This is a genomic window from Pseudomonas citronellolis, assembly GCF_900112375.1.
GTDB classification, from domain to species: domain Bacteria; phylum Pseudomonadota; class Gammaproteobacteria; order Pseudomonadales; family Pseudomonadaceae; genus Pseudomonas; species Pseudomonas citronellolis.
Genome location: NZ_FOLS01000009.1, coordinates 140417 through 159891, shown reverse-complemented (window position 1 = coordinate 159891; position 19475 = coordinate 140417). Strand labels below are relative to the sequence as shown.

General features: G+C 69.4%; 17 protein-coding genes and 1 tRNA gene. 12 read left to right on the top strand and 6 right to left on the bottom strand.

What is annotated here, in order from left to right; all coding sequences use genetic code 11:
- Positions 1–6: 6 nt before the first annotated feature.
- Both BM060_RS10945 and BM060_RS10940 read left to right on the top strand, forming a co-directional pair.
- The gene (locus tag BM060_RS10945) at positions 7–246 is read left to right on the top strand and encodes a glutaredoxin family protein (protein ID WP_074979974.1); all 240 of its coding nucleotides are present in this window, start codon (positions 7–9) and stop codon (positions 244–246) included.
- 81 nt (positions 247–327) lie between these two features.
- Positions 328–1203 (top strand): NAD(P)-dependent oxidoreductase, encoded by an 876-nt coding sequence (locus BM060_RS10940; RefSeq protein WP_074979971.1) that lies wholly within the window; start codon positions 328–330, stop codon positions 1201–1203.
- Positions 1204–1408: 205 nt separating this feature from the next.
- Here the strand turns inward: BM060_RS10940 and BM060_RS10935 are convergent.
- The 3 genes from BM060_RS10935 to mobA form a co-directional block, all read right to left on the bottom strand.
- Positions 1409–1485, bottom strand: a tRNA-Pro gene (locus tag BM060_RS10935).
- Between the two features lie 146 nt (positions 1486–1631).
- A complete protein-coding gene (locus BM060_RS10930) occupies positions 1632–1853 on the bottom strand; it encodes a YgdI/YgdR family lipoprotein (RefSeq protein WP_009621327.1) in 222 nt (73 codons plus the stop codon).
- A 101-nt stretch (positions 1854–1954) separates the two neighbouring features.
- Complete coding sequence (gene mobA, locus BM060_RS10925; RefSeq protein ID WP_074979969.1) at positions 1955–2542, bottom strand: molybdenum cofactor guanylyltransferase MobA; 588 nt, start codon at positions 2540–2542, stop codon at positions 1955–1957.
- Between the two features lie 69 nt (positions 2543–2611).
- Here mobA and moaB point away from each other — a divergent pair, with 69 nt between their 5' ends.
- Positions 2612–3151, top strand: coding sequence for a molybdenum cofactor biosynthesis protein B (gene moaB / locus BM060_RS10920; protein WP_009621330.1), 540 nt, complete (start codon positions 2612–2614; stop codon positions 3149–3151).
- Positions 3148–4362 carry a molybdopterin molybdotransferase MoeA gene (locus BM060_RS10915; protein WP_074979967.1) on the top strand — a complete coding sequence of 405 codons (1215 nt, stop codon included), beginning with the start codon at positions 3148–3150 and terminating at the stop codon, positions 4360–4362. The genes moaB and BM060_RS10915 overlap by 4 nt, the downstream gene beginning before the upstream one ends.
- Positions 4363–4795: 433 nt before the next feature.
- Here the strand turns inward: BM060_RS10915 and gliR are convergent, their stop codons facing one another.
- Positions 4796–5824: an AraC family transcriptional regulator GliR gene (gene gliR / locus BM060_RS10910; protein WP_074979964.1), complete on the bottom strand. Its 1029-nt coding sequence runs from the start codon at positions 5822–5824 to the stop codon at positions 4796–4798.
- 124 nt (positions 5825–5948) lie between these two features.
- Between gliR and BM060_RS10905 the strand changes: the two genes are divergently transcribed.
- The 6 genes from BM060_RS10905 to BM060_RS10880 all read left to right on the top strand — a co-directional run bounded on the left by BM060_RS10905 (position 5949) and on the right by BM060_RS10880 (position 13825).
- A complete protein-coding gene (locus BM060_RS10905; RefSeq protein ID WP_074979961.1) occupies positions 5949–7544 on the top strand; it encodes an FAD-binding oxidoreductase in 1596 nt (531 codons plus the stop codon).
- Positions 7545–7548: 4 nt separating this feature from the next.
- A complete protein-coding gene (locus BM060_RS10900) occupies positions 7549–9132 on the top strand; it encodes a glycerol-3-phosphate dehydrogenase/oxidase (RefSeq protein ID WP_074979959.1) in 1584 nt (527 codons plus the stop codon).
- A gap of 41 nt (positions 9133–9173) precedes the next feature.
- Positions 9174–10736 carry an FGGY-family carbohydrate kinase gene (locus BM060_RS10895; RefSeq protein WP_074979956.1) on the top strand — a complete coding sequence of 521 codons (1563 nt, stop codon included), beginning with the start codon at positions 9174–9176 and terminating at the stop codon, positions 10734–10736.
- A gap of 59 nt (positions 10737–10795) precedes the next feature.
- Positions 10796–11689, top strand: a complete 894-nt coding sequence (gene yegS, locus BM060_RS10890) for a lipid kinase YegS (RefSeq protein WP_074979954.1) — start codon at positions 10796–10798, stop codon at positions 11687–11689.
- Positions 11690–11806: 117 nt separating this feature from the next.
- On the top strand, positions 11807–12736 hold the full coding sequence (locus BM060_RS10885; protein WP_074979952.1) for a chemotaxis protein CheV: 930 nt from the start codon (positions 11807–11809) through the stop codon (positions 12734–12736).
- Positions 12737–13015: 279 nt separating this feature from the next.
- Positions 13016–13825 carry an MOSC domain-containing protein gene (locus BM060_RS10880; protein WP_074979949.1) on the top strand — a complete coding sequence of 270 codons (810 nt, stop codon included), beginning with the start codon at positions 13016–13018 and terminating at the stop codon, positions 13823–13825.
- A gap of 387 nt (positions 13826–14212) precedes the next feature.
- Here BM060_RS10880 and BM060_RS10875 read toward each other — a convergent pair whose 3' ends face one another.
- Complete coding sequence (locus tag BM060_RS10875; RefSeq protein ID WP_074979946.1) at positions 14213–16141, bottom strand: transglycosylase SLT domain-containing protein; 1929 nt, start codon at positions 16139–16141, stop codon at positions 14213–14215.
- 195 nt (positions 16142–16336) lie between these two features.
- Here BM060_RS10875 and BM060_RS10870 point away from each other — a divergent pair, with 195 nt between their 5' ends.
- On the top strand, positions 16337–18238 hold the full coding sequence (locus BM060_RS10870) for an ATP-binding cassette domain-containing protein (RefSeq protein WP_074979943.1): 1902 nt from the start codon (positions 16337–16339) through the stop codon (positions 18236–18238).
- Positions 18239–18304: 66 nt separating this feature from the next.
- Positions 18305–18988 carry a DUF6901 family protein gene (locus BM060_RS10865; RefSeq protein WP_074979941.1) on the top strand — a complete coding sequence of 228 codons (684 nt, stop codon included), beginning with the start codon at positions 18305–18307 and terminating at the stop codon, positions 18986–18988.
- Between the two features lie 36 nt (positions 18989–19024).
- On the opposite strand, the gene BM060_RS10860 is transcribed toward BM060_RS10865, so the two are convergent.
- Positions 19025–19465 carry a universal stress protein gene (locus BM060_RS10860; RefSeq protein WP_043267328.1) on the bottom strand — a complete coding sequence of 147 codons (441 nt, stop codon included), beginning with the start codon at positions 19463–19465 and terminating at the stop codon, positions 19025–19027.
- Between the last annotated feature and the right edge of the window lie 10 nt (positions 19466–19475).

Sequence of the window (19475 nt, the reverse complement as noted above, 5' to 3'; positions counted from 1 at the left end):
GAGACGATGGGCCCTGAATGCCAACTGTTCGGAACCCTGGGTTGCCACCTGTGCGAGGTGGCGGAAGCGGTGCTGATGCCTTTCGTCGAGCACGGCCTGCTGGTGGAACTGATCGACATCGCCGACCGCGAGGAATGGGTCGAGCGCTACGGCCTCAGCATCCCGGTGCTGCGCCGCTGTGACACGGGAGCGGAGCTGAACTGGCCGTTCGACGCCGAACAGGTAGCTGCTTTTTTGCGCTGCTGATTTTTCCTCCGACGTTTCTGTGCCTGGCGCTGCTCTGTGTCAGTCTTGCGCTGTCGTACCCTTTCGTTGGAGACAGCACTTATGAAAATCGGATTCCTCGGTCTTGGCGGCATGGGCGCCGGCATGGCCGCGAACCTCATCCGCGGCGGTCACCAGGTGCACCTGTGGAACCGCTCGCCGGCGGCGCTGGAGCCATTGCTGGCCCTGGGCGGCCTGGCGGCGGCCGACCCGGTCGCGGCCTTCGATGCCGACGTGGTGATTTCCATGCTCGCCGACGACACCGCGACCCGTGCGGTGCTCCTCGACAGCGGCGCCCTGGACTCGGCGCGGCCGGGGCTGATCCACCTGAGCATGGCCACGCTGTCGGTGGCCCTGGTGGGCGAGCTGGCCGAGCGCCATCGCCAGCGCGACGTCGCCTTCATCGCCGCGCCGGTGTTCGGCCGCACCGACGTGGCCGCGGCTGGCAAGCTCAACATCCTCGCCGCCGGGCCCGCCGAGGCCATCGCCGAAGTGCAGCCGCTGCTGGACCTGATGGGGCAGAAGACCTGGCCGCTGGGCGACGCTCCCCTGAGCGCGGCGGCGGTGAAGATCGCCGGCAACTTCATGATCGCCAGCGCCATCGAGGCCATGGGCGAGGCTTCGGCCCTGGCCAAGGGCTTCGGGGTGGAGCCGGCGCAGTTGCTGGATATCATGGGCAGCACCCTGTTCAACGCGCCGGTGTACCGCAACTATGGCGCGCTGATCGCCGAGCAGCGCTACGAGCCGGCGGCGTTCCGCCTGGTGCTCGGCCTGAAGGACGTGGGCCTGGCCCTGGCGGCGGGGCAGAGCCGCCACGTGCCGCTGCCGTTCGCCAGCGTGCTGCGCGACAACCTGCTGGAAGCGGTGGCCCAGGGCGACGGCGAGCGGGACTGGGCGGCGCTGGCGCAGGTGGCGATGCGCCGTTCGGGGCAGGCCTGAAGCCAGACACGTGTAGGAGCGGACTCCGTCCGCGATGGCATGCGCGCCGGCCTTGCCGGCGGAATCGCGGATAAATCCGCTCCTACGCTCTCCCGGACAGCATGTAGGCGCGCGCCCAGCGCGTGATTCGCGGGTGGGGAAATGCCTGCCGGGAAAAATCGCAGGCAATAAAAAACCCGCCGGTTAAGGCGGGTTTTTCGGGAATTGGTCGGAGCGACTGGATTCGAACCAGCGACCTTCTCGTCCCGAACGAGACGCGCTACCAAGCTGCGCTACGCTCCGTTTGATGGCGCGCATTCTACCGAAAAACTTTTGATGCACAAGGGGTTAGCGAAAATTTTTTCAGAAATATTTTCCGCCCCCCGAAAAAGCCGACGCCCCGCGGGACTCGGAGTCCGGCGGGGCGCCCTGGTGCTGGAGGTCGGGGATCAGAGATCCTTGACGGTACGCACCTGGTCCTTGTTCACGCGTACGCGTTTGCCGTCCAGTTGTTCGAATTCATAGAAACCGGTGTCGTCGTCGTACTTGGGCGTGTCGACGGACTGGATCTCGCGGCCGTCGTTCAGGGTGATGACGCTGGGGCTGGAGCAGCCAGCGAGTGCGCCAAGGCCCAGGACGAGCAGGAAAGCTGGGAGCGCGCGATTGATCATTCGTATATCTCCTGTACGAATCGAGGTTTGTTCGGAGTGTCCGACTGGGCGAGTAGTGGCAAAGTTCCCGGGAAATTCTCGAAAGACAGTGTATCGGCTGTCTAGCTCGGGCCGTTCAGCAGTTCGGGGGAGTTCAGGTTGGCCAGACGGGGGTCCCCCTTGGCGCAGGCCACGGGACGCGCGCCCAGGGGCAGCAGGACCTGGCGCGGGCTGCGCTCGCCGCGTTGCCAGGCAGCTTCCAGCTGTGGCGCCAGGGCCTTGGGCAGGATGCAGAACAGCGGTTCCCAGTGGTCGCCGTCGTACAGCATGTGCGGTGCCTCTGGATGTGCCGCGGCGGCTTGGCGCAGGCGTTCGATGAGCTCTTCGTCGAACAGCGGGGCGTCGCAGGGCAGCACCAGCAGCCAGGGGTGGCGGGCGGCCTGCAGGCCGGCGCGGATGCCGGCGAGTGGGCCGGGGTAGTCCGGGGTGTCGTCGTGCACCAACTGGTCGGCGTAGGCCCGGTAGATGTCGGCGTTGCGGTTGCAGGAGATGATCAGGTCGTCGCTCAGCGGGCGCACGCGTTCGCGCAGGTAGCTGATCAAGGGCCGCCCGCGCCATTCCAGCAGGCCCTTGTCGCGCCCCCCCATGCGCTGGCCGCGCCCCCCGGCGAGCAGCAGGACGGAACAGGGCGGCAGGGTGGCGTCAGGCATGGCGAGGTCTCCGGAACGGGCCTGTGATATAACACCGGCATCCCCGTCTCTCAAGCAAGGACACCGTCCATGAGCCATTTGGCCACGCCCGAATTCGTGCCGCTGAACATCGCCGTGCTCACCGTCAGCGACACCCGCACGCTGGAGACCGACACCTCCGGCCAGCTGTTCGTCGACCGCCTCACCGCTGCCGGGCACAACCTGGCTGCGCGGGTGCTGCTGAAGGACGACCTCTACCGCATCCGCGCCCAGGTCGCCGCCTGGATCGCCGAGGAGCAGGTGCAGGTGGTGCTGGTCACCGGCGGCACCGGCTTCACCGGCCGCGACAGCACCCCGGAGGCGGTCACCTGCCTGCTGGACAAGCTGGTGGACGGCTTCGGCGAGCTGTTCCGGCAGATCTCGGTGGCCGACATCGGCACCTCCACCGTGCAGTCCCGCGCCCTGGCCGGGCTGGCCAACGGCACCCTGGTGTGCTGCCTGCCGGGTTCCACCAACGCCTGCCGCACCGCCTGGGACGGCATCCTCGCCGAGCAACTGGACGCCCGCCACCGCCCGTGCAACTTCGTGCCGCACCTGAAGCAGGCCGCGCCCTGCGAGAGCCGCGGATGAGCTGCTGCGACAAGCCCGGCTTGCTGCCGGTCGAGGAGGCCCTGGCGCGGCTGATGGCGCTGGCGGCGCAGGCACCGATCGCGGAAGTGGAACAGGTTCCCCTGGCCGAGGCCGAGGGCCGCGTGCTGTCCGAGCCGCTGTTGGCCGGCCTGGACCTGCCGCCCTGGGACAACAGCGCCATGGACGGCTACGCGCTGCGCCTGGCCGACTGGCAGGGCGAGCCGCTGCTGGTGAGCCAGAAGATTTTTGCCGGCATCGCCCCCGAGCCGCTGCAACCCGGCACCTGCGCACGCATCTTCACCGGCGCGCCGGTGCCCCATGGCGCGGATTGCGTGGAGATGCAGGAAAACGTCGAGGTGCTGGCGGACGGCCGCGTGCGCTTCGTCGAAGCGCTGCGCTTCGGCCAGCACATCCGCCCGCAGGGCCAGGAGACCCGCCAGGGCGACCAGGTGCTGCCGGCCGGCACGCGCCTGGGCGCCATCGAACTGGGCCTGGCCGCCTCGCTCGGCCAGGCCGTGCTGAACGTACGGCGCAAGCCGCGGGTGGCGCTGCTGTCCACCGGCGACGAACTGGTGGAGCCGGGCCAGCCGCTGCGTACCGGGCAGATCTACAACAGCAACCGCGCCGTGCTGAAGGCCTGGCTGCTGCGTTCCGGCTGCGAGGTGCGAGATGCCGGCATCCTCCCCGACGACCTGGCGAAGACCCGCGAAGTGCTCGGCTCGCTGGGCGGCGCCGACCTGATCCTGACCACCGGCGGCGTTTCCGTGGGTGAGGCCGACTTCCTCGGCGCGGCCCTGCGCGAGGCCGGCGAGCTGGCGCTGTGGAAGCTGGCGATCAAGCCGGGCAAGCCGCTGACCGTGGGCCACTACCAGGGGACGCCGGTGATCGGTCTGCCGGGCAACCCGGCCTCCACCCTGGTCACCTTCGCCCTGCTGGCGCGCCCCTACCTGCTGCGCCGCCTGGGCGTCGAGGCGGTGACGCCGCTGCGCTTCGAGGTGCCCGCCGGCTTCGCCTGGAAGCACGCCGGCAACCGCCGCGAATACCTGCGCGCACGGCTGGAAAATGGCCGTGCGCTGATCTACCCGAACCAGAGCTCCGGCGTGCTGCGCAGCGCCGCCTGGGCCGATGGCCTGGTGGAAGTGCGCGAGGGGCGGACGCTGGAAGAGGGCGAGACGGTGCCCTTCATTCCCCTGAGCGAAGTGCTGTTGTAGGTACAACTGCCTTGCAAGCTGCGCCGGTGTGCTCTTCGTAGGAGCGAGCTTGCTCGCGAATGAGCCCTGCAGCGGAGTCTGTTCGCGAGCAAGCTCGCTCCTACGAAAAGCCGTGCTCGCCGGTAATGTAGGCGCGGCCCTTGTCCGCGATAGCCGAGGATATCGGCGCGACTCGCGGATGAGATCCACTCCTATGCCGCCCCACCCGCACCATTCCATGTAGGAGCGCGCCCTGCGCGCGAATCGCGGGCAGGGCCCGCTCCTACACCTCCGGCAAACACAAGGCCCCGTAGGATGGGTTGAGCGAAGCGATACCCATCACCGCCACCGCATGGGTTTCGCAAGCTCGACCCATCCTACGAAGAGCACTCCGGCGCGGCCGGCAAGACAGTTGCTCCTACAGGGGACACCCGGCACCTGCCCGCGAATCTACTCACCCCGCCGCCGGCCGATGGCGCTGGCGGTATTCCCCCGGCGTCTCCCCGGTCCAGCCCTTGAAGCTGCGGTGGAAGGAGCGCGACTCGGTGAAGCCCAGGTACTGGGCGATGTCCTGGATCTGCAGGTCGCTGTGCAGCAGGTAGTGCTCGGCCAGCTCCTGGCGCAGCGTGTCGAGGATCTGCTGGTAGCTGGTGCCGGCCTGCTGCAGGTGGCGCTGCAGGGTGCGCACGGTCATCTCGAAGCGCTCGGCGACGCGTTCCTTGCGCGGCAGGCCGTCCTTCATCAGCAGGCGCAGGGCGTTCTTCACCCGTAGCGGCAGCGGTTCGTCGTCGTCCAGCTCGGCCATCATGGCCAGGGCGTGTTCTTCCAGGGTGCGCAGCAGGTTGGCGTCGGCCTGGCGTAGCGGAAAAGCCAGCAGGGGCAGCGGCACCAACAGGGCGCTGCAGGGTTTCTCGAAGCGCACCGGGCAGCCGAACAGCCGCTCGTACTCGGCCAGCTCGGTGCCGGCCGGCTGTGCGTGCTCGAACCAGACTTCCTCGGGCGAGCCTTCGAAGTCGGCGATCCAGCGCGCATAGAGCAGCCACGAGGCCAGCACGTTCTCCACCATGTGGCGGCGGATCTCGGCGGCCTGGTGGCGGCAGTTCCAGACCAGGCGCACGTGGCCGTCGCCCGGCTCGACGCGGCTCACGCCCATGTCCCCCACCAGCTTCTCGTAGGGGATGATGCGGTTCATCGCCTCGCCCAGGGTGGCGCAGTTCATGGTGATGTAGCCGAGCACGCTCCAGGAGCCCGGCTGCACGAAGCGTGCGGCGTGCAGGCCGAACAGCGGGTCGTCGGCGTGTTCGCAGAAATACCCCAGCAGGCGTTCGTGGGCTTCGCTGGGCAGGCGCTGGCTGTTGTCGGCCAGCTGTGCGCGGGTGAGGTCGGCGGCCCGCAGGGCGGCGTCGACGTCCAGGCCGAGGTGCTCGGCCTGGCGCAGGTACTTGAGCAGGGCGGGTACGGAGGTATAGCCGAGGGCGTGCATGGTGCGCTCTTGTTCTGGTGGCTCTATTGGCGACTGGCGCTGGCCCGATCCGACAGTGACAGGCCCGGGCGGCCGACTAGTATAGGCAGCCATTGCGAGCGACCGGAACAGGAGCACGGCAGGCATGCGACGCTGGAATGGCTGGGGTGAGGAAAGCACTTCGATGGAACTGCCCGGCTCGGGCCGGACCTTTCTCGCCGAGCAGATCGGCCCCGGCCTCGCGCTGCCCGACGCCAGCCTTGACGCCGTGCTGGCCAAGGTGCCGGCCTCGCGCCTGGCCGAGCACCCGCTGCTGCTGCGCGAGCCCATGGACCGCCTGCTGCACGCCCGCGGCCAGAGCCTGCCGGACTGGCTGGCCATGCGCGAGGGCGAGTTCGGCCGCTTCCCCGACGGCGTGGCCTACCCGCAGAGCGCCGAGCAGATCCGCGAACTGCTGCGCTACGCCGAACGCACCGATTGCCTGCTGATCCCCTACGGCGGCGGCACCTCGGTGGCCGGGCACATCAACCCGCCGGCCTCCGACAAGCCGGTGCTGACCGTTTCCCTGGCGCACATGAACCGCCTGCTGGAGCTGGACGAGGAAAGCCTGGTGGCCACCTTCGGCCCCGGCGCCAACGGCCCGCAGGTAGAAAGCCAGCTGCGCGCCCGCGGCTACACCCTCGGCCACTTCCCGCAGTCCTGGGAGCTGTCGACCCTCGGCGGCTGGGTGGCCAGCCGCTCCAGCGGCCAGCAGTCGCTGCGCTACGGGCGCATCGAGCAACTGTTCGCCGGCGGCACCCTGGAGACCTTCGCCGGGCCGCTGGAAATCCCCACCTTCCCGGCATCCTCCGCCGGCCCCGACCTGCGCGAGCTGGTGCTGGGCTCGGAGGGCCGCTTCGGCGTCATCTCCTCGGTCAAGGTGCGCGTCTCGCGACTGGCCGAGCAGGAGCGCTTCTACGTGGTCTTCCTGCCGTCCTGGGAACAGGGCCTGGCGGCCATCCGCAGCCTGGCCCAGGCGCGGGTGCAACTGTCCATGCTGCGCCTGTCCAACGCGGTGGAAACCCGCACCCAGCTGACCCTGGCCGGCCATCCCGGGCAGATCGCCTGGCTGGAGCGCTACCTGAAGTGGCGCGGGGCGGGCGAGGGCAAGTGCATGCTGACCTTCGGCGTCACCGGCAGCCGCGCGCAGAACGTCGCCTCGCTGAAGCTCGCGCGGCGCCAGCTGAAGGGCTTCGGCGGGGTGTTCACCGGCACCCTGCTGGGGCGCAAGTGGGAAGCCAGCCGCTTCCGCTCGCCCTACCTGCGCGAGACGCTCTGGCAGGCCGGCTACGTGGTGGACACCCTGGAGACCGCCACCGACTGGAGCAACGTCGACAACCTGATGCAGCGCATCGAGGCCAGCCTGCGCGACGGCCTGGCGGCGGAAGGCGAGCGGGTGCACGTGTTCAGCCACCTGTCCCACGTCTATGGCGAAGGCTCCAGCATCTACACCACCTACGTGTTCCGCCCGGCGTCCGGCTATGCCGCCACCCATGAGCGCTGGCGCCGGCTCAAGCAGGCCGCCAGCCGGACGATCGTCGAGAACCGTGGCACCATCAGCCACCAGCACGGCGTGGGCCGCGACCATGCGCCCTACCTGGCGTTGGAGAAGGGCGAACTGGGCATGGCCACCCTGCGCGCCCTGGCCGGCCATTTCGACCCCGCGGGCCGGCTCAACCCCGGCACCCTGCTGCAGGACTGACGCCATGTGGAACGCCGCCTGGCGTCGGCAGGCGCTGGCCGAACTGGCCGGGCGCGACTGGGACCTGATCGTGGTCGGCGGCGGCATCACCGGCGCCGGCATCCTCCGCGAGGCCGCGCGGCGCGGCTGGCGCTGCCTGCTGCTGGAGCAGCGCGACTTCGCCTGGGGCACCTCCAGCCGTTCCTCGAAGATGGTCCACGGCGGCCTGCGCTACATCGCCAAGGGCCAGTTCGGCCTGACCCGCGACTCGGTGCGCGAGCGCCAGCGTCTGCTCGGCGAGGCGGCGGGGCTGGTGGAACCATTGAGCTTCATCATGCCGCACTACCGCGGCGGCTTCCCCGGGCCGAAGGTGTTCGGCGGCCTGCTGGCCGTGTACGACGCCCTGGCCGGCAAGCGCAACCACCTCTATTACCCGCTGCAGCAACTGCGCTACCTGGCGCCGGGGCTGAAGGAGGACGGCCTGCTGGGCGGCACGCGCTTCGCCGATGCGGTGGTGGACGACGCCCGCCTGGTCATGCGCGTGCTGGACGAGGCCCGTGCCGACGGCGGCGAGGCGCTCAACGGCCTGCGCGTGCTGGAACTGAGCCGGGACGGCGGCCGGGTGACCGGCCTACTGGCCGAGGACCGGGAAAGCGGCGAGCGCTTCGCCTTGCGCGCCGGCGCGGTGGCCCTGGCCACCGGCGCCTGGGCCGACGGCTTGCGCCGCAGGGAAGGCGACGAGCACATCCGCCCCTTGCGCGGCAGCCATCTGCTGCTGCCGGCCTGGCGCCTGCCGGTGGCTCACGCCTTCAGCTTCATGCACGCGGCGGACCGGCGCCCGGTGTTCGTCTTCCCCTGGGAAGGCGCCAGCGTGGTCGGCACCACCGACCTGGACCATGGCGACGGCCTGGACAGCGATGCCTGCATCAGCGAGGAGGAAGTCGACTACCTGCTGGCCGCCTGCGCGCAGCAGTTCCCCGCCGCGTGCATCGGCCGGGCCGACATCCGTTCGACCTGGGCCGGCGTGCGCCCGGTGGTCAGCAGCGGCGCGGCGCAGAAGAAACCCTCGGACGAAAAGCGCGAGCACGCCCTGTGGCAGGAGCCCGGCTGCGTGACCCTGGCCGGCGGCAAGCTGACCACCTTCCGCCTGCTGGCCCTGGAAGTGCTGCAGGCCTGCGCGCCCATGCTTGGCAAGACGCTGGAGGACAGCGGCTCAGCAATTTTTGCCGCAGTGCCCGAGGTCGACCTGCCCGGCCTGGGTCCGCAGCAGCGGCGGCGCCTGGCCGGCCGCCACGGCCGCAACCTGCCGCAACTGGTGAGGTTGCTGGCGGAAATCGGCAACGGGCGAGTGGGCGACAGCGACTGCCTGTGGGCCGAACTGGCCTGGGCCGCCGAAGGCGAGCTGGTGCTGCACCTGGACGACCTGCTGCTGCGCCGCACGCGCCTGGGCCTGCTGCTGGAGAACGGCGGCGCCGGCGAACTGCCGGCCATCCGCGCGCTGTGTCAGGCGCGACTGGGCTGGGACGACGGGCGCTGGCACGAAGAAGAGCGCGCCTACCTGGAGCTCTGGCGGCGCTGCTACAGCTTGCCGGCCCTGTCGGGTAGCTGAAAGCCATGAGCGGCAAGCCGCAAGAAGACCGAGAGCGTGCAATGGATAACGACAAGAGCTACCTGCTGGCCATCGACAACGGCACCCAGAGCGTGCGGGCGCTGCTCTTCGACCTCGCCGGCAACCTGGTGGGCAAGGGCAAGGTCGAGCTGGAGGCCTACTATTCCAGCCAGCCCGGCTGGGCCGAGCAGGACCCGGAGTACTACTGGGCCAAGCTCGGCGAGGCCTGCCAACTGCTCTGGGCGCAGAGCGGCATCGACCGCAGCCTGATCCGCGGCGTGTCGCTGACCACCCAGCGCGGCACCGTGATTCATGTCGACGGGCAGGGCAAGCCGCTGCGCCCGGCGATCCTCTGGCTGGACCAGCGCCGCGCGGAAGTCGAGGGCCGCATCAAGGGGCCCTGGGGCTGGCTGTTCAAGCTGGCCGGCGCCGAGGGCGCGGTGGATTACTTCCGCAGCCAGGCCGAGGTCAACTGGGTGGCGCAACAACAGCCGGAGCTGCACGCGGCCACGCACAAGGTGCTGCTGCTGTCCGGCTTCCTCACCCATCGTCTGTGTGGGCGTTTCGTCGACTCCCTGGCATGCAGCGTGGCCTACCTGCCGTTCGACTACAAACGCCTGAAGTGGGCCGCCCCGCGGGACTGGAAATGGCAGGCGGTGACGGTGCGCCAGGAGCAACTGCCCGAGCTGTTCAAGCCCGGCGCCAAGCTCGGTGCGATCAGCGCCGAGGCCAGCCGCCACACCGGCATTCCCGAGGGCCTACCGCTGATCGCCGCCGGCGCCGACAAGGCCTGCGAGGTGCTCGGCGCCGGGGCCATCGAACCCAGCGTGGCCTGCCTGTCCTACGGCACCACGGCGACCATCAACACCACCCGCGCGCGCTACCTGGAGACCATCCCGCTGATCCCGCCGTACCCGGCGGCGATTCCCGACCATTTCAACACCGAAGTCATGATCTACCGCGGCTTCTGGATGGTCAGCTGGTTCAAGCGCGAGTTCGGCCTGCGCGAGATGCAGCGCGCCGCCGAGCTGGGCGTGGAGCCGGAGAAGCTGTTCGACGAACTGGTCGAACAGGTGCCGCCCGGCTCCATGGGCCTGATGCTGCAACCCTACTGGACGCCGGGCATCCGCGAACCCGGCCTGGAAGCCAAGGGCGCGATCATCGGTTTCGGTGATGTGCATACCCGCGCGCACATCTACCGCGCCATTCTTGAAGGCCTGGCCTATGCGCTGCGCCAGGGCAAGGAGCGCATCGAGAAGCGTTCCGGCACTCGCATCGAGCGCCTGCGCGTGGCCGGCGGCGGCTCGCAGAGCGATGCGGCCATGCAGCTGACCGCCGACATCTTCGGCCTGCCAGCGGAGCGCCCGCACGTCTACGAGGCCTCCGGCCTGGGCGCGGCCATCGACTGCGCGGTGGGGCTGGGGCTGTTCCCGGACTTCGCCGCCGCCATCGCCGCCATGACCCGCGTCGGCCAGGTGTTCCAGCCACGCCCGCAGGCGCAGCGCACCTACGAGCGGCTGTACCGCGAGGTCTACCAGCGCATGTACCGGCAACTGAAGCCGCTGTACCGGAGCATCCGCGAGATCACCGGCTACCCGGCCTGAACTTCGCGCCCCGCTTCGATGGTCCATAGTGAATGGACTTCAAGGAGGGGAGAGGGACCATGGCGAAACCCGAAGCGATGCTCATCCTGCACGGCAAGCAGGCGGCCAACGATGAGGTGCGCGCGGCGGTGCTGGCGCGCCGCGAGGCTGGCTGGAGGCTGGACGTGCGCGTCACCTGGGAGGAGGGCGATGCCGAGCGCCTGGTCGGCGAGGCCCTGGCGGCCGGCTACCCGACGCTGGTTGCCGGCGGCGGCGACGGCACCGCGCGGGCCGTGGCCGAGGCGCTGTACCGTGCTGACGCCGCGGCCAGCCTGGCGCTGCTGCCGCTGGGCACGGCCAACGACTTCGCCCGCGCCGCCGGCATCCCGCTGGAGCCGGCCGCGGCGCTGGGCCTGCTGGAGGAGGTGGCGCGGCCCATCGACCTGGGCGAGGTGGAGGGGGGCATCTTCCTCAACATGGCCACCGGCGGCTTCGGTTCCACGGTCACGGCCAACACCTCCGAAGACCTGAAGAAGGCCCTGGGCGGCGCGGCCTACCTGCTGACCGGGATCAGCCGTTTCTCCGAGGTGCACTCGGCCGAAGGCCACTTCCGCGGCCCGGGCTTCGACTGGCAGGGCGAATTCCTCGCCCTGGGCATCGGCAACGGCCGCCAGGCCGGCGGCGGGCACCCGCTATGCGCCCAGGCGCTGGCCGACGACGGCCTGCTCGACGTCAGCATATTGCCGGCGCCGGGTGACATGCTGTCCGCCCTGGGCAGCCTGCTCGGCAGCGGCGGCGGACTGCAGGAACTGTTCGTCCGCGCGCGCCTGCCGTGGCTCGAACTGGAGGCCGGCGAGGGCCTGGCAATCAACCTCGACGGCGAACCCCTTCAGGCGCGACGGGCGCGCTTCGAGGTGCGCCCGGCAGCGTTGCGCCTGCATCTGCCGGCGGACTCGCCGCTGCTCGGCGGCTGATCGCCGGGGCTGGCCCGGAACGGGCTTCTGAGGCATGATGGCGTTGCGCCAGTATTTCGTCGCCGGAATTCTGGCCGATACAGCGACACGCTATTCATCCCGATTTCAGGAGCCCCCATGGCCGGCATTCTCGACAGCGTCGATCAACGCACCCGACTGGTGGGGCAGAACCGCCTGGAGATCCTGGTGTTCCGCCTGGCCGGCCGGCAGCAGTTCGCGATCAACGTGTTCAAGGTCCAGGAGGTGCTGCAGCTGCCGCGCCTGACGCTGATCCCGCAGCGCCACCCGATGATCTGCGGGGTGATCAACCTGCGCGGCCAGACGCTGCCGGTGATCGACCTGTCCCACGCCATCGGCATGCGCCCGCTGCGCCCCGAGGAGCGCAGCACCATCATCGTCACCGAGTACAATCGCTCGGTGCAGGCCTTCCTGGTCGGCGGCGTGGAGCGCATCCTCAACCTCAACTGGGAGGCGGTGCAGCCGCCGCCCGGCGGGGCCGGGCGCCAGCACTACCTGACCGCCATCACCCGCATCGACGAGCGCCTGGTGGAAATCATCGACGTGGAGAAGGTGCTGGCCGAGATCGTGCCGATGAACACCCGCGTCTCCGCCGAACGCCTGGACGACGACCTGCTGGCGCAGACCAGCGGCCGCGAGGTGCTGGTGGTGGACGACTCCAGCGTCGCCGTCAACCAACTGCGCGACACCCTCGGCCAGCTTGGCCTGAAGCTGCACGTGGCCACCGACGGCCTGCGCGCGCTGCGCCAGCTGCAGGCCTGGGCCAATGCCGGCGAGGACATGGACGAGAAGCTGCTGATGGTCTTCACCGACGCCGAGATGCCGGAGATGGACGGCTACCGCCTGACCACCGAGATCCGCAACGACCCGCGCCTGGCCGGGCTCTACGTGGTGCTGCACACCTCGCTGTCGGGCAGCTTCAACGAAGCCATGGTGCGCAAGGTGGGCTGCGACGACTTCCTCTCCAAGTTCCAGCCGGACCTGCTGGTGGACGTGATCCGCCGGCGCCTGGAGAAGCTGCCGGCCTGAGCCGCGATGGTGTGAACGCCGGCGCCTGCCGGCGCAATCGCGGATAGGATCCGCTCCTACGAAGAGCATCCCGGCGCGGCCTGCTCACCTACCTGTAGGAGCGGGCCCTGCCCGCGATTCGCGCGCAGGGCGCGCTCCTACAGGGGAATGGCGCGGGTGGAGCGGCGTAGGAGCGGATCCTATCCGCGAATCGCGCCGACAGGTCCGCGATGCACCGATTGCTAGGCGCCGGCCCGCCCCGTATAACGGCTTCTTTGCCGCATCAAGGAAGCCGCCAGCATGATCACCCTCAGCGCCCTCTACCGCTACCCGCTCAAGTCCGGGCAGTTCGAGCCCCTGGAGCGCATCGGGCTGGACGCCCTCGGCCTGCAGGGCGACCGCCGCTGGATGGTGGTGGAGGCTTCCAACGGCCGCTTCCTCACCCAGCGCCTGCTGCCGCAACTGGGCCGCATCGAGGCGCGCTGGCAGGACGGCGGCCAGGCCCTGCGCCTGCGCGCGCCGGGCATGGAGGACCTGCTGGTGGCAGTGCCCGGCGTGGACGATGCGCTGCGCGGCGTGACCATCTGGCGCGACAGCCTGCAGGTGCCGGATGCCGGCGAGGCCGCTGCGGACTGGCTGAGCCGCTTCCTCGGCCGCCCGTGCCGGCTGGTGGAAATCCCCGAGCAGCGCGCGCGGCAGGTGGACACCGCCTATGCCGAGCCGGGCGAGAAGGTACATTTCGCCGATGGCTTCCCGTTGCTGCTGATGAGCCAGGCCTCGGTGGACGACCTGGCCGCGCGCGTCGGCCAGCCCCTGGAGATGCTGCGCTTCCGCCCCAACCTGGTGCTGGAGGGCAGCGCGCCCTATGCCGAGGACGGCTGGAAGCGCATCCGCATCGGCGAAGTCGAGTTCCGCGTGGCCAAACCCTGCGGCCGCTGCATCCTCACCACCATCGACCCGCACACCGGCGAGCGCGACCCCAACCGCGAACCCCTGGCGACGCTGCTCAAGTACCGCCAGGTGGACGGCGAGGCGCTGCTCGGGCAGAACCTGCTCCCCCTCGGCCGCGGCGAGCTGCGCGTGGGCATGCCGGTGGAAATCCTGGAGTGATCCAGCTCCCGCGGATGGGCTTTCGCCCGCACCTGTAGGAGCGGGCCCTGCCCGCGATTTCGCGCGCAGGGCGCGCTCCTACAGGGGGAATGGCGTTGGGAATAACGGTCTTGCCGACTGCGCCGAGATGCTCTTCGTAGGAGCGAGCCGTGCCCGCCCGTATGGTAGGAGCGGATCTCATCCGCGAATCGCGCCGATACCCCCGGCTATCGCGGACATGGTCCGCTCCTGCATTCTCCGGCAAACACCACCGTAGGATGGGTCGAGCGAAGCGATACCCATCGCCACGATTCTGAAAGGCGCTCCGGCCCGCGCTCGCAGTGCGCGGATGCGAAGGTCAGGCGGCGGATAACCGCGAACGGTTATCCGCCCTACGCCAAGGGGCGCTCAAAGCTCGTCGAAGAAGCGCTCGTGCCAGTCCACCAGCGGCTGCGGCACGCCGATCTTCTGGCCGTAGATGACCGCGTAGGACAGCACGTTCTGCACGTACTGGCGGGTTTCGTCGAAGGGGATGCTCTCCACCCAGACGTCGAAGGACAGGTGGCGGGCGTCCTTCAGCCACTGGCGCACGCGGCCGGGGCCGGCGTTGTAGGCGGCGGTGGCGAGCACGCGGTTGCCGTTGAACTGGCCCTGCACCTGGCTGAGGTAGGCGGCGCCGAGGCGGATGTTGAGGTCCGGCACTATCAGTTGCTGCGGCCCGGCCAGGGGAATGCCGAACTTCTTCGAGGTTTCCTTGGCGGTGGCCGGCATCAGCTGCATCAGCCCGGTGGCGCCGACGCCGGAGCGCGCATCGGACATGAAGGCGCTTTCCTGGCGGGTGATGGCGAACACCCAGCTGGGGTGCAGGTCGCGGTTGCGCGCTTCGCGCAGCAGGCTGTCGCGGTGCGCCACCGGGAAGCGGATGTCGAGGTCGTCCCAGTACTGCGCCTGGCTGATGGCGCGGATGGCCGGGAAGTACCACTGCATGTCGTAGGCCATGCGGGCCTGGGCCAGCAGTTCGTCGCGGTTGAACACCCGTGCGGCGTAATACCACTCGCGGCGGGCGCTGATCACGTCGCCGCGGGCGTAGAACTCCAGGGCGCGGCGGGTGCTGGCGGCGTTGCGCACGCGCTGCATCACCTGCGGGCTGATGCTCACCGGGCGGTTGTTCAGCTGGTAGGGCGCGTTGATCCGGTCGGCGGCGAGGAAGCCGTAGAAGTCGCGCTCGCGCGCCAGCGGCTGGTACAGCGCTATGGCCTGCGGGTTCTGCGGCTGGGCCAGCTGCAGGGTGCGTGCCTGCCAGTAGCGCCAGCGGTTGGTCTCGGCGAGGTCCTTGGGCAACTGGCGCGTCAACTGGTAGGCGTCTTCCCAGCGGCCCAGGCGCATCAGCAGGCGCAGGCGCCATTCGCTGACGGTGTTGTCGCGCAGCTCGGGATCGTAGCGGGTCATCAGCGGCAGGGCGCGTGGGTCGTAGCGGCGCGCCAGGCCCAGGCCGATCTGCCGGGCGATGTTGACCTTCTCCTCGCCGGTGAACGGCAGGCTGCTCTCGTAGCCGTCGAGCAGGCCCAGGGCGCGCTCCGGGTCCTGCTTGGCCAGGCGCCGCAGGCCCAGGCCGACCACGTCGGCCATGGCGTGGGTGCGCAGGCTGAAGCGTTCGGTCTGGCTCAGCTGGGCGGGGTTCTGCGCCACTTTGACCATCAGCTCGCCGAGGCTGCCGAGGGTCGGCAGGCGCTTGGCGAGGGTGGTGGCCAGGCCGTAGTTGCCTTTCTCGGCCGCCAGCTTCAGGCGCCTCCAGACCATGTCCTCGGTGAGCTGGCCGTCGGCCTGCCAGAGGTCGAACAGGGTGTCGCAGGCGTCGGGTTGCGACTTGCCCACCAGCCACAGCTTCTGCGCGGTCTCGTAGCCGGCGGCCTTCTGCCCGTGGGTGAGCTGGTACTGGCCGTACAGGCAGTCCAGCTCGGTGAAGTTCATCTTCGGGTCGTAGTAGTCGAGGAAGGTCTTCCAGTCCTGGCGGTCGGCCAGCTGGCGCAGCCAGCGCAGCTTCAGCCAGTTGATCTGCGGCAGGTCGCCGTGCTCGGTGAGGAAGCCCTCGATCTCGGCGTCGCTGGCGCTTTTCAGACGGTTGGTCAGGTCGTCGTAGCCCAGGTAGGGTTCCAGCGGATAATCCGCCAGGGCCTGGCGGTAGCGCAGGTAGGGGCCGTTGTCGTTGCGCGCCAGGGCGGCCTTGGCCTCGTCGTACATCTGCCGCTGTTGCTGCAGCGGGGCAGCGTGCGCCGGCGCGGCGCTGGTCAGGGTGAGGATCAGGCAGGAGAACAATAGTGAAAGGCGACCGCGCATGACTCTTCCGCAAAATGATTCGTGGCGCGGTCTGGCCGGCGCCGATAGGCACAAGCTTAGCCTGTTGCGCGGCGGCGGCGGAAGCGTTGTGGGACTACCGTCGGGCACAAAAGATGACAGCCGCGGCGCTCGTGCAAGGCTCTGACTTTTTTCGAGTTTCCCTTACACTGCGGCCCCAGTTTCCGGAGATGCCCCATGACCCTGCTGAAGTTCACCGATGTATCCCTCGCCTTTGGCACCACGCCGCTCCTGGACCAGGTGTCCTGGCAGATCGAGAAGGGCGAGCGGGTCTGCATCATCGGTCGCAACGGCACCGGCAAGTCGAGCATGCTCAAGCTGGTCAAGGGCGAGCAGATGCCCGACGACGGCGCCATCTGGCGCGCCCCGGCGCTGAAGATCGGCGAGCTGCCGCAGGAGCTGCCGGTGGCCGACGAGCGCACGGTCTACGACGTGGTCGCCGAGGGCCTGGCCGAGGTCGGCGAGCTGCTCAGCCGCTACCACCACCTGAGCCTGCACATCCAGGGCGAGGACGACCTGACCCAGCTGGCGCGCGTCCAGCAGGCCCTGGAAGCCCGCGACGGCTGGCGCCTGCAGCAACTGGTGGAAACCACCCTCACGCGCCTGCAGCTGCCGGCCGACAAGACCCTCTCCGAGCTTTCCGGTGGCTGGCGCCGCCGCGTGCTGCTGGCCCAGGCGCTGGTGGCTGAGCCGGACCTGCTGCTGCTGGACGAGCCGACCAACCACCTGGACATCGGCGCCATCGCCTGGCTGGAAGAGGCGCTGGCCGGCTTCCCCGGCGCGGTGCTGTTCATCACCCACGACCGCGCCTTCCTGCAGGCCGTGGCCAACCGCATCCTCGAACTCGACCGCGGCCACCTGATCGACTGGAAGGGCGACTACGCCAGCTTCCTGGTGCACAAGGAGCAGCAACTGGCGGCGGAAGAGGCGGCCAACGCGCTGTTCGACAAGCGCCTGGCCCAGGAGGAAGTGTGGATCCGCCAGGGCATCAAGGCCCGGCGCACCCGCAACGAGGGCCGCGTGCGCGCGCTCAAGGCCATGCGCAACGAGCGTGCCGAACGCCGCGAGCGCACCGGCAAGGCCAGCTTCCAGATGGAGACGGCGGAGAAGTCCGGCAAGCAGGTGATAGTCGCCGAGAAGGTCGGCTTCGCCCATCCCGGCGGCGAGCCGCTGATCCGCGATTTCTCCCTGGTGCTGCAGCGCGGCGACCGCATCGGCCTGCTGGGCGCCAACGGCACCGGCAAGACCACCCTGCTCAAGCTGCTGCTGGGCGACCTGCAGCCGACTTCCGGCAGCATCAAGGAAGGCACGTGCCTGGAAGTGGCCTATTTCGACCAGTTGCGTCACCAGCTGGAGCCGGAAAAGACCGTCATCGACAACATCGCCGAAGGCCGCGAATTCATCACCATCAACGGCCAGAACCGCCACGTGCTGAGCTACCTGGGCGACTTCCTGTTCTCCCCGCAGCGCGCCCGCACGCCGGTCAAGGCGCTGTCCGGCGGCGAACGGGCACGGCTGTTGCTGGCCAAGCTGTTCAGCAAGCCGGCCAACCTGCTGGTGCTGGACGAACCGACCAACGACCTGGACGTGGAAACCCTGGAGCTGCTGGAAGAGGTGCTGCTGAGTTTCGACGGCACCGTGCTGATGGTCAGCCACGACCGCGCCTTCCTCGACAACGTGGTGACCAGCACCCTGGTGTTCGAAGGCGAGGGCCGCGTGCGCGAGTTCGTCGGCGGCTACCAGGACTGGCTGCGCCAGGGCGGTTCGCCGCGCCTGCTGGGCGTGGGCGAGGAGAAGGCGGCGAAATCCGAGCCCGCCCCGCAGGCAGCCGCGGCACCGGCCGCGGCGCCGGAGGCGGCGAAGAAGAAGCTCAGCTACAAGCTGCAGCGCGAACTGGAGGCCATCCCCGGGCAGATCGACGCCCTGGAGGCCGAACTGGCCGGCGTGCAGGAAGAAATCTCGGCGCCCAGCTTCTACCAGCGCCCGGCGGAGGAGACCCGCGTGGTGCTGGAGCGCCTGGACAGCCTGCAGGCCGAGCTGGACCGGCTGATCGAGCGCTGGGCCGAACTGGAAGAATGACCTGCCCCGTCGGGAAGGTGCCTGGGGGCTGCCGCTGTGGCGGCGATCGGCGAGTTGGGGAAGGGCATGGCGATCGAGTACCGCATCAATCTGGATGACGAACAGGGCTTCAGCTACCGCATCGAGCTGGAACGCCGCTTCGATGGCGAGCAGGCCACCGGGGCGCCGGCGTGGACGCGCCTGGAGCACAACCAGTGCAGCAACTGCCCGCTGTCCCGCGAGCAGCACAGGTATTGCCCGGCGGCGGTGGACCTGCACCGGGTGATCGAGGATTTCCGCGGCCTGCCGGCGCTGAAGAAGGTGGATGTGCTGGTGCGCACCCCCGAGCGCGAGTACCACAAGCAGGTCGGCCTGGAGGAGGGCCTGCGGGCGCTGCTGGGGGTGATCATGGCCACCAGCGCCTGCCCGCTGCTGGGGCGGCTCAAGCCCATGGCCCAGCAGCACCTGCCGTTCGCCAGCAACCAGGAGTTCATCACCCGCGCGGTGTCGCTGTACCTGATGCGCCAGTACTTCAACTACCGCGAGGGGCGCCACGCCGACTGGGAACTGAAGGGGCTGGTGCGCCTGTACCAGCAGCTGCAACTGGTCAACCAGGCGTTCTGGCAGCGCATCCACGACAGCTGCGTGGGCGACTCCAACCTCAAGGCCTTCCTCAGCTTCTTCTCCATGTCCTCGAGCATGAGCTATTCGCTGGAGGCGCAGTTGCAGAAGGTTCGCCCGGCATTGATGAGCGGGGGAGAGGTGTTCTGAAACCGGGCGCCCGCCGCGACGGGCGCCCGGGCTGACTCACTCGGTCTTCTGCAGGCGCACCGCCAGCACGTCGCAGGGCGCGCCGTGCAGCACGTCGTTGGCGGTGGAGCCCAGCAGCAGGGCCAGGCCGTGGCGGCCGTGGCTGCCGACGATGATCAGGTCGCAGCCCTGTTCCTTGGCCAGGCGGTGGATTTCCTGGCGCGGCTGGCCGTAGACCAGGTGGCTCTGGGCGATGGATACCTGCGGGTAGCAGAGGGTGAACTGGTGCATGCGCTCCTTGGCCTGGTCGAACTGCTGTTGCTGCAGCATCGACAGGTCCATCGGCACGTCACCGCCGAAGGCCATGGCCATGGGCTCGACCACGTGCACGGTGGACAGCTGCGCCTGGGTGCTGGAGGCCAGCGCCACGGCGCGCTTCATCACCGGATCGCATTCGTCGGTGAGGTCCACGGCGACCAGGATGTGTTGGTAGGGCATGAGCGTCTCC

Excerpts from the sequence above, each read along its gene's own strand:
- BM060_RS10905 (WP_074979961.1), top strand. The coding sequence starts at position 5,949 with ATGCGACGCTGGAATGGCTGGGGTGAGGAAAGCACTTCGATGGAACTG.
- mobA (WP_074979969.1), bottom strand. The coding sequence starts at position 2,542 with ATGCCTGACGCCACCCTGCCGCCCTGTTCCGTCCTGCTGCTCGCCGGG.
- BM060_RS10900 (WP_074979959.1), top strand. The coding sequence starts at position 7,549 with ATGTGGAACGCCGCCTGGCGTCGGCAGGCGCTGGCCGAACTGGCCGGG.
- BM060_RS10940 (WP_074979971.1), top strand. The coding sequence starts at position 328 with ATGAAAATCGGATTCCTCGGTCTTGGCGGCATGGGCGCCGGCATGGCC.
- BM060_RS10870 (WP_074979943.1), top strand. The coding sequence starts at position 16,337 with ATGACCCTGCTGAAGTTCACCGATGTATCCCTCGCCTTTGGCACCACG.
- BM060_RS10885 (WP_074979952.1), top strand. The coding sequence starts at position 11,807 with ATGGCCGGCATTCTCGACAGCGTCGATCAACGCACCCGACTGGTGGGG.
- yegS (WP_074979954.1), top strand. The coding sequence starts at position 10,796 with ATGGCGAAACCCGAAGCGATGCTCATCCTGCACGGCAAGCAGGCGGCC.
- BM060_RS10930 (WP_009621327.1), bottom strand. The coding sequence starts at position 1,853 with ATGATCAATCGCGCGCTCCCAGCTTTCCTGCTCGTCCTGGGCCTTGGC.
- BM060_RS10875 (WP_074979946.1), bottom strand. The coding sequence starts at position 16,141 with ATGCGCGGTCGCCTTTCACTATTGTTCTCCTGCCTGATCCTCACCCTG.
- BM060_RS10945 (WP_074979974.1), top strand. The coding sequence starts at position 7 with ATGGGCCCTGAATGCCAACTGTTCGGAACCCTGGGTTGCCACCTGTGC.
- BM060_RS10865 (WP_074979941.1), top strand. The coding sequence starts at position 18,305 with ATGGCGATCGAGTACCGCATCAATCTGGATGACGAACAGGGCTTCAGC.
- BM060_RS10915 (WP_074979967.1), top strand. The coding sequence starts at position 3,148 with ATGAGCTGCTGCGACAAGCCCGGCTTGCTGCCGGTCGAGGAGGCCCTG.
- moaB (WP_009621330.1), top strand. The coding sequence starts at position 2,612 with ATGAGCCATTTGGCCACGCCCGAATTCGTGCCGCTGAACATCGCCGTG.
- BM060_RS10880 (WP_074979949.1), top strand. The coding sequence starts at position 13,016 with ATGATCACCCTCAGCGCCCTCTACCGCTACCCGCTCAAGTCCGGGCAG.
- BM060_RS10895 (WP_074979956.1), top strand. The coding sequence starts at position 9,174 with ATGGATAACGACAAGAGCTACCTGCTGGCCATCGACAACGGCACCCAG.
- gliR (WP_074979964.1), bottom strand. The coding sequence starts at position 5,824 with ATGCACGCCCTCGGCTATACCTCCGTACCCGCCCTGCTCAAGTACCTG.
- BM060_RS10860 (WP_043267328.1), bottom strand. The coding sequence starts at position 19,465 with ATGCCCTACCAACACATCCTGGTCGCCGTGGACCTCACCGACGAATGC.